At 38.1% G+C, this 13,071-nt stretch carries 9 protein-coding genes; 4 read left to right on the plus strand and 5 right to left on the minus strand.

What is annotated here, in order from left to right:
• Positions 1–44 precede the first annotated feature (44 nt).
• The 5 genes from Q1K34_RS07010 to Q1K34_RS07030 are packed head-to-tail and all read right to left on the minus strand — an operon-like array spanning position 45 to position 5,276.
• The gene (locus Q1K34_RS07010; RefSeq protein WP_300436365.1) at positions 45–797 is read right to left on the minus strand and encodes a DUF1080 domain-containing protein; all 753 of its coding nucleotides are present in this window, start codon (positions 795–797) and stop codon (positions 45–47) included.
• Between the two features lie 11 nt (positions 798–808).
• A complete protein-coding gene (locus Q1K34_RS07015) occupies positions 809–1,861 on the minus strand; it encodes a sugar phosphate isomerase/epimerase (protein ID WP_300436368.1) in 1,053 nt (350 codons plus the stop codon).
• A gap of 11 nt (positions 1,862–1,872) precedes the next feature.
• Positions 1,873–3,009, minus strand: a complete 1,137-nt coding sequence (locus Q1K34_RS07020) for a Gfo/Idh/MocA family oxidoreductase (RefSeq protein ID WP_300436370.1) — start codon at positions 3,007–3,009, stop codon at positions 1,873–1,875.
• A 10-nt stretch (positions 3,010–3,019) separates the two neighbouring features.
• A complete protein-coding gene (locus Q1K34_RS07025; protein WP_300436373.1) occupies positions 3,020–4,258 on the minus strand; it encodes a nucleoside permease in 1,239 nt (412 codons plus the stop codon).
• A 19-nt stretch (positions 4,259–4,277) separates the two neighbouring features.
• The gene (locus Q1K34_RS07030; RefSeq protein WP_300436376.1) at positions 4,278–5,276 is read right to left on the minus strand and encodes a sugar phosphate isomerase/epimerase family protein; all 999 of its coding nucleotides are present in this window, start codon (positions 5,274–5,276) and stop codon (positions 4,278–4,280) included.
• Between the two features lie 147 nt (positions 5,277–5,423).
• Here Q1K34_RS07030 and Q1K34_RS07035 point away from each other — a divergent pair, with 147 nt between their 5' ends.
• From Q1K34_RS07035 to Q1K34_RS07050, 4 genes are all read left to right on the plus strand, one after another.
• The gene (locus Q1K34_RS07035; RefSeq protein ID WP_300436380.1) at positions 5,424–7,127 is read left to right on the plus strand and encodes a GMC family oxidoreductase; all 1,704 of its coding nucleotides are present in this window, start codon (positions 5,424–5,426) and stop codon (positions 7,125–7,127) included.
• Between the two features lie 11 nt (positions 7,128–7,138).
• Entirely contained in the window at positions 7,139–7,783 is a 645-nt protein-coding gene (locus tag Q1K34_RS07040; protein WP_300436383.1) for a gluconate 2-dehydrogenase subunit 3 family protein, read from the plus strand.
• 346 nt (positions 7,784–8,129) lie between these two features.
• Positions 8,130–11,255, plus strand: a complete 3,126-nt coding sequence (locus tag Q1K34_RS07045) for a SusC/RagA family TonB-linked outer membrane protein (protein ID WP_300436386.1) — start codon at positions 8,130–8,132, stop codon at positions 11,253–11,255.
• Between the two features lie 16 nt (positions 11,256–11,271).
• A complete protein-coding gene (locus Q1K34_RS07050; RefSeq protein ID WP_300436389.1) occupies positions 11,272–12,930 on the plus strand; it encodes a RagB/SusD family nutrient uptake outer membrane protein in 1,659 nt (552 codons plus the stop codon).
• Positions 12,931–13,071: the final 141 nt, after the last annotated feature.

Raw genomic sequence — 13,071 nt, forward strand, 5'->3', positions numbered from 1 at the left:
GACGAACTAAGAACTTCTAGAAAACCTCTTTTAGGAAACTGAAATTATAATTGTTTAATTTTTATATTCCTGTACCATACCGGGTCGCTATGATCCTGCAAAGCAATATGTCCTTTCCTACTGGCGCCAAAACCTTCCCATTCGCTGAATTTTGATTTGCTCACCATTTTCTTCCATTCGTCTCCATGCACAGGAAATTCTGTCACTTTTACGCCATTCAGTTTTACCCAACCAATATTCTCCTGATGATCTATATGAATAACTTCTTTGTTCCACTCTCCTGCAGGTTTGGTGGCATCTTCTGAAGGGGGCACCATATCATATAAAGCTCCTGCAGTTCGGTTAAGGCCATTTTTCGCATCAGGGTGTTTCTCGTTATCGAGTACCTGAATCTCCGGACCTGTTAAATAAGGTTCATTATATTTTTCACTTTCCTGGACAGCCCACATAATTCCGCTATTTCCACCTTCTGAAATTTTCCACTCCAGGGATAATTCAAAATTTTCAAATTCTTCTTTAGTGATCAAATTCTCTGTTCCTTTTCTTTCTCCTTCTGAAGGTTTAAAAGCAATGGCTCCATCTTGCACTTGCCATTGATTAGAAATGGAATCACTATTAAATGCCTTCCATCCTTCCAGGTTTTTACCATTGAAAAGCTCCTGCCATTCTCCTTGTTTTTCTTCTGAATTTTCCATTTCAGTATTTTCAGCAACTTTAGTTTCCTCAGATTCCTTTTTTTCATTTTTACAGGCAGTTAGCGCCAGTACAGAACATCCTATTAATAATAATCTCTTCATTGTTGATTGGTTTAAATTCCTAAAATTCGTTTTAGTTTATTTTTGTCTATATCAGATCCTGAGAAATCGTCAAATCTCTTCTGGGTGGCTTCAATAATATGTTTCTGTATAAATGGAGATCCTTCTTTAGCCCCCTGATCTGGAGATTTAATACAGCATTCCCATTCCAAAACCGCCCAGACATCGCAGCCGTATTCCGTTAATTTTGAAAATATGGTTTTAAAATCTACCTGTCCGTCTCCGGGATGGCGATACCTACCCGCCCGATCTTTCCAGTCACCATATCCACCAAACATTCCTTTTTTTCCAGTTGGATTAAATTCAGCGTCCTTTACATGAAACATTTTGATATAATCATGGTAATGGTCTATATACTCAATATAATCTAGCTGTTGCAATACAAAATGACTGGGATCGTAAAGTATATTCACCCTTTTATGATTGTTCGTGGCTTCTAGAAACCGTTCAAAAGTAACCCCATCATGCAAGTCTTCACCGGGATGAATTTCATAACAAACATCCACACCCTGCTCGTCAAATTCATTTAAGATAGGCAACCATCGTTTAGCAAGTTCACTAAAGCCTAATTCCAGAAGACCCTCTGGACGTTGAGGCCATGGATGTGCAGTATGCCACAATAATGCGCCACTAAAGGTGCCGTGTACGTCCAATCCCAGGTTTCTACTTGCTTTTGCGGCAAATTTAAGTTGGTCTATCGCCCAGTTGGTACGTTTTTCAGGATTGTTTTTATATTCGTCTGGCGCGAAATTATCGAACATAATATCATAAGCCGGATGAACCGCGACCAATTGCCCCTGAAGATGGGAACTTAGTTCGGTAATTTCTAAACCGTAAGATTCAACCTTTCCTTTAAGTTCCTCACAGTAGGTTTTGCTTTCTGCAGCTTTTTCCAAATCGATAAGCCTGGTCTCCCAGGTTGGGATCTGTATGCCTTTGTAGCCTAAATTTGAAGCCCATTCACATAATCCATCCAAAGAATTGAATGGTTCCTTATCGTCCATGAACTGAGCTAGAAATACAGCTGGTCCTTTAATAGTCTTCATTTGTTACTCTTTTATTCTTCTATATTTATCCAGATATTCCCTTTTTTATGGGAATCTACTGTTTTTTCAATAAAATTCATTCCTCTAAGGCCATCATCTAATTTTGGATAGGCTCCTTTGTGTTTGGTTTTATCTTTAATAGCCATAGCAACACCGTAATAAATATTGCCCATGGAGTCAAAAATACCTTCAGGATGTCCCGGAGGAAGTTTAGTTCCTTCCAGGGAAAATTCACTGTTATATTCATGCCCGGGTTTTAAGACCTGTAGCGCCATTCCTTCTTTCAATAAATAAAGATAATTTGGGTTTTCCTGTTCCCATTTTAATCCGCCATTATCCCCATAAATCTGGACAGTAAAATTATTTTCTTCTCCGGTGGCAATCTGGCTGGCTCTTAGTACCCCTTTTATATTTTCCTGAAACCTTAGCAGCACAGTTCCATCGATATCCATTGGATTATCTTCATAAAGATAGTTAAGATCGGCCAAAATTTTATCAACTTTCATTCCGGTTACATATTCAGCCATATTGTAAGCATGGGTTCCAATATCGCCAATGCAGCAGCTTATTCCAGATTTTTCAGGATCTAACCTCCAGGTGGCCGCTCGCTTTTCTTTATCGTGTATAAGCGGATTTATCCAACCCTGATAATATTGTATGTCTACCTTTTGGATTTTCCCTATTTCACCATTAGCTATCATAGTCTTCATTTGCCTAATCATAGGATAACCTGTATAGGTATAGGTCACGGCAAATATGGTATCTTTTTTCTGCTGAATTTCATTCAGAATTTTAGCCTCTTCATAAGTGGTAGTGAGCGGTTTTTCACAAATCACATGAAAACCATTTTCCAGCAATCGTTTTGCCATGGGAAAATGAAGAAAATTGGGGGTAAGCACTGAAACTGCCTGGATCTTTTGATCTTCCGGAAGCTGGGATTCTTTCTCGATCAATTCATCCAGATCTTTATAAACCCTTGTGCTATCTAATTGAAGTTTTTCTCCAAATTTTAAACTTTTAGCATGTGCTATGTCAAAAACTCCTCCAACAATTTCAAACTGGTCAAACATATTAGCGGCTACCCGGTGAAGGATTCCTATTAAAGAATCTTCTCCGCCACCTAAAATTCCGAGTCTTATTTTACTCATAAAATATAATTTATATTTCTATATCTTTTTTATCGATCTTTTCGTTTTTAAAGAATAATGCAAAAAGAAGCATTACCAAAAATGCAAATCCTGCCGGATAGATCCAGATGGTTTCCCAATCATGCATTTTTTCTCCCGTAAGATAAGCATTCGTTATAAGGCCCGCGACATAAAAGCCTATGAGCATTCCCACCCCATAAGTGGCCAGGGTAATTAATCCCTGGGCAGAACTTTTATATTTTGCACCTGCTTTAAAATCTGTATAGATCTGTCCTGAAACAAAGAAGAAATCATAACAAATCCCATGAAGGGCAATTCCCGTTAATAGCATAAAAATAAGTTCTCCCGAATCACCGTAAGCAAATAGAAGATATCTTAGCGTCCAGGCCAGCATTCCTGCAATAATAGTAAGTTTAAAGCCAAACCTCTTAAAGAAAAATGGCAATAAAAGCATAAATAAGACTTCGGAAGCCTGACCAATGGTCATAAGCCCTGTGGGATTATCCACTCCAATTTCTGAAAGGAATGGGTTCGTGTTCTGATAATAAAAGGCTAAAGGAATGCAGATTAAGACTGATGCCAGAAAGAACATGAGAAAATTACGGTCTTTCAGCAATCCCAAGGCGTCGAGCCCCAGGGTTTCTACAATGCTTACTTTTTTAGATTTATCGGCAGTTGGTGGTGTCTTAGGAAGAGTAAAACTAAACAGACCTAAAAATGCAGAAGCTATACTTACCATTAGAAAAGTATATTTGAGCATACCTTCCTGCCTGGCTTCCGGCGCATCCCAGAAGAATAAATAACTGATTACCAGTCCGGCAACAATCCAGCCTATAGTTCCAAATACCCTGATTAGCGCAAATTCTTTGGCAGGATCTTTCATCTGGTTAAAACTAACCGAATTTACCAGAGCCAGAGTAGGCATGTATGCGATCATGTAGCCCAAAACAAGAGGGTAGAAGGTGGTGAAATCGGTACTTTGATACATCATATATAAAAGTACAGCGCCAAATAAATGAAGGAAACCCAGGATTCTTTCAGCATTAAAAAAGCGATCGGCAATTAATCCTATAATAAACGGGGCGATAATGGCTCCCCAGGATTGAGTAGAAAAGGCAGTGGAAATTTGAACATCTGTGGCATCCAGATTGTATCCCAGGAAAGTTCCCAGGGTCACAAACCAACCTCCCCAAATAAAGAATTCCAGAAACATCATCAGGGAAAGTTGAAATCTAACTAATTTTGTCATTTTAAATAGAGGCTTTGGTTTATAATTGTTTTCCGGCTTTTACAAGTAAATTCTTTGTGGCGAGTATACCCTCTTTTGGAGAAACTTCATTTCCTTCAAACTCCACTCCTATATAACCAGTATATCCCGCATCTTTTACGATTTTCAGCATTTTTTTATAATCGATAATTTCTTCCTGGCCTTCTTCATCAAAAGTATAGGATTTAGCACTTACGGCTTTTGCATAAGGCATCATTTTCTCCACACCTTCGTATTTTGGATATTCTTCTATACAGGCAGCTTCCCATCTTTCACCACCTTCTCGTTTTAAACAGAAATTACCGAAGTCCGGTAGTGTCCCGCAATTCTCCATATCTACCATTTCCATAACTTCAACCAAAAGGTCTATGTTGGAAGAAAGGTAGCCGTGATTTTCTACAAGAATATTCACGTTTTTTCCTTTAGCGTATTCAGATAATTTTTTTAAGGCATCAGCCGCTGAGTTTTTCCAATCTTCGGGAACTTCAGCGCCAAAAAGGTTAACCCTTATAGAGTGGCAGCCTAAATAATTTGCGGCATCTACCCATTTTTTATGATCCTCTACCGCCTGATTCCTGGCGACAGCATCTGTAGAGGCCAGATCTCCCTCCCCATCTATCATTAAAAGAAGGTTCTCCATACCGTATTCTTCACTTTTGGCTTTAAGACCATCGAGAACCACCTGCATTTCCTCCTCTGGATCTTCGGCCTCATTTATTCTTTGGGCGTAAAACTGTGTTACATATTCTAATCCTTCAAAACCCAGATCATTAGCTCTTTCTGCAAAATCCATAGGATCGAGTTCATCCGAAAAAATAGGTTTATTAAGTGACCATTGTGCCAGGGATAATTTAAAGAACAATGAATCTTGAGATATTTCAGCATTCTCCTGCTGGACTATTTCAGATTTATTTTCTTTCGTTTCTTTACATGAAACCAGGAAAATAAAAAGAATGGCTAAAGCTAAGCTTGATAAGCTCTTAAGGAATTTTAGGTTCATTGGGTTGGAATTAATTTTTAAACTGTGATTTAGTTAAGAAAAATGAAAAATAAAAGTAGGCTTTTTTTTAAACACGCAAAATTATCCGGTTAAATTTATATATTTGGAATACTTCAAACTAAAATTTCATCAATAAAATAATGTATTGTGAGTAATTATTACGAGAATGACAATTACGACGCTATAGTTGTAGGTACAGGTATCAGCGGTGGTTGGGCTGCTAAAGAGCTTTGTGAAAAAGGTTTTAAAACACTGGTATTAGAAAGGGGAAGAATGGTAGAACATGTTAAGGATTATCCTACCATGAATGATGATCCGTGGGATTATAAATTCAAAGGACAGGTTCCCCGAGAAGAGAAAAAAAGGCAGTTTAAACAGGCAAGAACGGGATATACCGTGGCTGAACCCAGTAAACACTGGTTCGTAGATGATATAAAACACCCTTATAACGAAACTAAAAGATTTGACTGGATGCGTGGATACCATGTAGGTGGCCGGTCTATTATGTGGGGAAGGCATAGCTATCGCTTAAGCGATATGGATTTTGAAGCAAATAAAAAGGACGGTCATGGTGTAGATTGGCCAATAAGATATAAAGATATTGCTCCGTGGTATGATCATGTGGAATCATATATAGGAGTCTGTGGTGAGAAATTAGGTTTAAGCCAATTACCAGATGGACAATTTTTACCACCGATGGATTTAAATTGTGTTGAAGATTATTTTAGAGAAAGTATCGCAGAGAATTTTGATGGTCGAGTAATGACTTCTGGAAGAGTGGCCCATATTACTGGTGATAAGAAGTTTGAAGGAAGATCTAAATGTCAGTTTAGAAATAGATGTATACGTGGATGTCCTTATGGAGGATATTTTAGTAGTAATGCTTCCACTTTGCCCGCTGCTGAAAGAACCGGAAATATGACCCTAAGGCCCAATTCAGTAGTTAGCCAGGTGATTTATGATCCTGAAACAAAAAAGGCATCGGGAGTTAAGGTTATAGATACGAATACCAAAGAAACTATGGAGTTCAAGGCAAATGTTATTTTCCTTTGTGCTTCTGCAGTAGCTTCAACCAGTATTTTAATGCAATCTAAATCTGATCGTTTTCCTGATGGGATGGGCAATGATTCCGGAGAACTTGGACATAACGTAATGGACCATCACTTTAAGGCGGGTGCTTCAGGTAAATATGACGGATTTAAAGATTCTTATTATAAAGGTAGAAAACCTAATGGTATTTATTTGCCACGATTCAGAAACCTGAACGGAAGTGATAAAGATCTTGGATTTATTAGAGGATATGGCTATCAGGGTGGAGCCAGTAGAGGCAATTGGTCTGATAGCATTGCGGAAGCAGCTTATGGTGAAGACCTGAAAAAAGCGATCGTGGAGCCAGGAGGATGGACCATGGGACTAATGGGATTTGGAGAAACGCTTCCTTATCATGAAAATAAGATGACGCTGGATTATAATAAACTGGACGAATGGGATCTCCCTACGGTGACCTTTGATGCAGAATTTAAGGAGAATGAATTGAAAATGCGTGAAGATATGGTTTCCCAGGCAGTTGAAATGCTTGAAAAAGCCGGATTTGATGAGGTGAATGGGTATGATGATATTGGAGCACCAGGGCTGGGAATCCACGAAATGGGAATGGCCAGAATGGGACGCGATCCAAAAACTTCTGTGTTAAATGGAAATAATCAGGTTCATGGAGTCCCGAATGTATATGTTACTGATGGGGCTTTTATGACCTCTGCAGGTTGCCAAAATCCATCTTTAACTTATATGGCTATGACAGCCAGGGCCGCAGATCATGCTTCAAAGAATTTTAAAAAGTCTAATGCTTAATATATAGAATTATGAACAGGAGACAAGTCTTAAAAAATTTAGGATTAGGTGCTGGAATATTTATAGTTGGCCCATCCACCCTTAGTTTACTTCAAAGCTGTAAGAATGAGCCAGATTATGATTGGCAACCAACATTTTTATCTGCCTCTCATGGCTTCGCATTAAAGAACATATTGGATGTGATTTTACCCGCTACAGATACCCCAGGTGCATCAGACCTTAATATCGCCCAATTTATAGACTCTTATATGGATCAGGTCGCAGATGAAAACAGCCAAAGAAAATTTGAAGCATCTGCCGGAGCTTTTTCGAGAGCTTTTGAAGCGGAATATGATAAAGAGCAGAACGAAGGAAAGGCGGAAGATTTTGAAAATTTAATCAAGAAATATTTAAAAGCCACACCTGCAGAAAGAGAAGAGTATATTAAAAGGAATACGGAAACCCAAGATGCTCAAAATCAGGAGTCGGAAATGAAAATAGATCCGGATGCTGGATCCTACGCTTATTTAACCACAGTTCGGGAAATGGGAATTTGGGCCTGGAAAAATAGTGAGCAAATAGGGGAAAATGTATTATGGTATGACCCAATTCCTGGGGAATATATTCCTTGTGGACCTGTTACCGATTTAGGTAATGGCAAAGCAATGGCTTTGTAATTAAAATAAATAAATAAGCTTCAATTTCTTTATTGGAGCTTTTTAGCTTTTTGTGAATTATTAGAAAATTTATAGATATTTTCAACTTTATTAAAACTTTTTAATTTTCTGCATTTATTTTCTTGAAGAATAAAAGAAGAAATAATATGATAATATTAAAGTATTATTTTAAAAATTTGAAAATTCTTAAGCTTCTACTTAAGAATTAAATGAAAAATAGAATTTAAAAACCACGAAAACGTTTTCGCTAATTTTAAAGGTTAAATTGCTTTATTAACATTTATTTACATAATTTTATCACGGTTTGGGCAGAAGCCCAGATGATTCCAACTAAAACTAAATATTTATGAAACAAATTACTTTCAGGAGTCTCTTGTTTGCACTAGCCTTTCTGTTTGTTAGCATGGTGAATGCTCAGGAAACAGTCTCCGGAACAGTGACTGACGAGGAAGGGCCTCTTCCGGGTGCAACCGTAGCTGTTAAAGGAACCACGAACGGAACAACGACCGATTTTGACGGAAATTATACAATCAACAATGTTCCTCCAGATGGTGTTCTAATTTTTAGCTTTATAGGTTATCAATCCCAAGAAATTGGAGTAAATGGTAGAACAACCATCGATGTCAATTTATCAGCTGATGCATCTGAGCTTGAAGAAGTTGTGCTTATTGGTTATGGTACAACTACTGTCAAAGATGCGACAGGTTCTGTTTCTTCCGTTACTTCCGAAGAATTTAACAGAGGGATAATCTCTTCTCCGGAACAATTAATTCAGGGAAAAACAGCTGGTGTTCAGATTTCAGAAACATCTGGAGAACCGGGAGCCGGAGTAAACGTTAGAATTCGTGGTTCGAACTCGATTCGATCAGGGAACAATCCGTTGTTTGTGGTTGATGGTGTGCCTCTGACTAGTGGATCTGCACCTGAAACAAACGTAGCTGGTATTGGAGGTTCAGGAGGAAAGAATCCTCTAAATTTCCTTAACCCAAACGATATAGAAAGTATCTCTATTTTAAAAGATGCTTCAGCAACCGCCATTTATGGTTCCAGAGGTGCGAATGGAGTTATTATTATTCAAACCAAAGGCGGAAGAGGAAGAAAAGGAGTTTTTGAACTAAATACTACCCTTAGTATCGCTTCTCCTGCAAATGAATATGATCTTTTAGATGCAGAGACTTTCCTTAATGCTGTTGAAAGTGTAGGAAATGACCCGGGTGAATTAGATTTTGGATCAGATTCTGACTTCCAGGATTTCTACACTCGTACAGCTGTATCTAATACAACAGATTTAAGTTACTCTAAAAGCTATAATACAGGGAGTGTAAGAGCATCGTTTGGTTATACTGATCAAAAAGGAATTGTTGAAAATACATCTTTAGAACGTTTGTCTGGACGTATTAATGCTCAGCAACGTCTATTTGACGATAGATTGACCCTAAGTGCTCAGGTGTCCTTATCTGGAGTAGATGAAGAGAGAGCTCCTATATCTGGGGCTGCTGGTTCTACAGGAGATTTAATCGGTGCTTCGATAACTCAAAACCCTACGGCTCCAATAGATCCTACCTTCAATCCTGGAGGGAATGTATTGAACCCTGTAAGTTTATTAAACAATTTTCAAGGTATTGCAGAATCGAATAGACTTTTAGCCAATATATCAGCAGAATATGATATTACTAATGAATTAGCTGGTAAATTGACTTTTGGATATGATGATCAGGATACTGAAACTACCTCTGTTTTTAGCTCAGACGTGATTGGACTTAATGGTGTTTCGGGAATTGGAAGAGGTAGATATGATACTTTTGATCAGCGAAATACACTGTTCGAAGCAACCCTTAATTATATTAAAGAGTTTGATAACTCTGTACTTGATGTAGTTGGTGGTTATTCTTATCAGAAATTTCAAAGGGATGGTTTTGGTTCTGAAGGTGCTGGATTTGATAATACCGATCTTGGTTTAATGGCAGATCAATTGATTCAGGCATATGGAAATGTAACTAATGTTATTGATGATTTTGCAGTATTTGGTTATGGTGCAGACGGTACTTATTTGAACACTATACTGCCTGAATTTACGAGTTCAGAATTACCTGCGAACTTTGACAGGCCTTTACCGGCTTATGTAGTGAACTATAGTTTTGACAACTTTGATGAACTCCAATCCTATTTCGTTAGGGCTAATTATACACTAGCAGAAAAATATCTTTTTACCGGTACTTTTAGAGCAGATGGTTCTTCTACATTCGGTGAAAATAATCGTTACGGTTACTTCCCTTCAGGAGCAATTGCTTGGAAAATTCATGAAGAAGATTTTATAGGGGATAATATCTCATTATTAAAATTAAGAGTAGGAGCAGGTGTCGTAGGTAGCCAGGAAGGTTTGGGTTACGGACGATTTGTCCAACGTGAACGTGCTGCCGGTGGAGGAATAAGTAATGATCTTAATGTTCTTCCCGCACCCGGAACCTTTATTGATGGTGATCCAAATCCAGACCTTAAATGGGAAGAAACCACCGATCTAAACCTTGGTATTGATTTTGGTTTTAATGCCGATCGTCTTACCGGTACTTTTAACCTTTATAGAAAAACTACCAACGATCTATTATTGCCAAGGCAAACCGCTGCTCCAAGTAACGGGGAAGTAGTGTTCAGTAATTTATTAGATGGTAAAGTAGTAAATCAGGGTTTTGAATTTTCTCTTGATTACAATTTTGTTAATACTCAGGATTTTGGTTTTTCTGCAAGTTTCAATATTGCGTATAATGATAATGAGGTGCAGGATACTCCTTTTGTAATCCCTACTGGGGCTATTCGAGGTAATGGATTAACGGGAGCATTTTCTCAGCAGCTATCGGCAGGACATCCATTGTTTTCCTTCTATATGGCAGAATTTACCGGTTTTGATCAGGATGGAAATCCAACTTATCTTGATATTGATGGTAATGGAGTGGGAGATCCCGATGCAGATAAATCCTTTGTAGGAAAAGATGCAGTTCCAGATTGGAATGGTGGTCTTTCAATGAATGCACGCTATAAAGATTTTGATTTTGCAGCTTATTTTAATGGACAATTCGATTTCTACGTTTATAACGCAACTAATAATGCTTTTTTCACTAAAAGTGCATTACTTATTGGTAAAAATGTAACGGAAGATGTCTTAACAACTAATGAAAATCCTGCTTCGTCGGTAGCTGTTTCTACCAGGTTCCTTGAAAAAGGAGATTTTGTAAGGCTTACCTCTGCATCTTTGGGTTATAATCTACCTTTAGACAGAGACGGATTTGTAAAATCTTTGCGACTTAGTGTGATAGGTCAAAATCTTTTTATAATTACAGATTATAGCGGATTGGATCCAGAAATTTCAACAAATACAGGATCTTTGAATGCTTCGGCTATTCCTACAGCAGGAATAGATTATGCGTCTTATCCTAGACCAAGAACAGTTTCGTTAGGACTTAATGCTAGCTTTTAATTAAAGAAAATTGAAAATGAAAAATATTAGGAAAACTAAAAATATGTTGAGATTGCTTCTCGGATTTATTCTGATTGGCGGTACTTTGGCCTCATGTAGTGATCTGGAAATTGAAGGTACAGATTCAATTATCGTAGATGCCAGTGAAGCGGGATTTCAGGGAGTAAGTGATCCAGAATCCTTTTTGGATAACGCATACAACAGCCTTCGGGGTTATATAGGTGATCAGGCTAATTTATATGCCCTTAGTGAGGTTACAACAGATGAAGCTCTGGTGCCAACCAGAGGATCAGACTGGGGAGACAATGGTATATGGAGACAATTACACCAACACGATTGGCGAGCTGACCATACCTTTATTTTAAATGTTTGGAACCAATGGAATACACTTCATTTCCAGGGTGCACAAGTGCTTTCGGAATTAACTAACAGTACTCCGGAGCAAGAGGCGAATGCTCAGTTCTTAAGAGCTCTTGGAATGTGGGTTATTCTAGATAATTTTGGTCAGGTTCCTGTCCGTGATCCCCAGGCGCCCATATTTGAGGATCCAACTGTGCTTAGAGGACAGGAAGCGGTAGATCAAATTGTTTCAGATTTAAACGCTGCAATTGCCGGATTACCTGAGGTTGGCCCGGGTACTGGTGTTGGTGATGCAAGTTCTGCAAACGCCCGCCCAGGTAAAGCAGCTGCTAGGTATCTATTAGCAAAAGTATTATTAAATAAACATATCTATCTTGGAACCGAACCTAACAATGCTGATATGAATCAGGTTATTAACCTCGTAGATGAAATTTCTGGTGCAGGTTATGAACTTGAGGAAGGATATTTTGATATATTTAGAAAGCAATTGGATAAAGAGACAATCTGGTTTATTCCAACTTCAGTAGGGAACAGGATATGGAACGGTTTACATTACAATATGGCACCAGATCAAACAGGTGGTGGATGGAATGGGTTTTCAACTCTTGCTGAATTTTACGATATGTTCGAAGGTGACTCTGAGTTCAACCGTGGGACGGCTGAAGGAGAACCTCTAGATGGTCAGGAAGAAAGACGTGGATATGTTCCACCTTCTGGTCTTCCTGCCGGATCTTTTGACGGAGCTATTGACAATAATGATGATGGTTTTGCAGATGGATCTAGTGTTGGTTTTGGATTTTTAATCAATCAGCAGTATGATTATGATGGTACTCCATTAAACGATAGGGGAGGTAATCCACTGACTTTTAAAAGACAGTTTACAAATTTAGATGGACAGGTTAGTTTAATCAACAACAGCGAAACCACCGGGATTAGAACTATAAAATATAATCCTCGTTACGGTGCTTTCACAGAACATGAAATCTTTTTTAGATTTTCAGATGCTTATTTGATGAAAGCTGAAGCAATGATGAGAAGTGGGGGTGATCCTACTGCTATGGTTAATGAATTGAGATCTATTAGAAAAGCCATGCCTTTAGGAAGTGTTTCCGAAAGTGATCTTCTGGAAGAAAGAGGAAGAGAACTATACATGGAATTCTGGAGGAGAAATGACATGATACGCTTTGGAGAATATACAAGGGATTGGGCTCTTAAATCTCCTTCTGCAGTTGGAGATGAAAACAAAAATCTGTTTCCAATTCCAGCGAACCAGTTAATATTGAACCCTAATTTAACCCAAAACCCGGGTTATTAATAAACTTTAAACTTAGTGGAATAAGAGGGCGAATTCGCCCTCTTATTTTTTATAAAATGTTTTACATTTAACAATATTTTATAATAGATTGCTGCGAATTATAGTTGAAGGATTTTATGCTTAGAAGTAGAATATTTCTTT

It is taken from the genome of Christiangramia sp. (assembly GCF_029937855.1).
Taxonomy (GTDB): Bacteria; Bacteroidota; Bacteroidia; order Flavobacteriales; family Flavobacteriaceae; genus Christiangramia.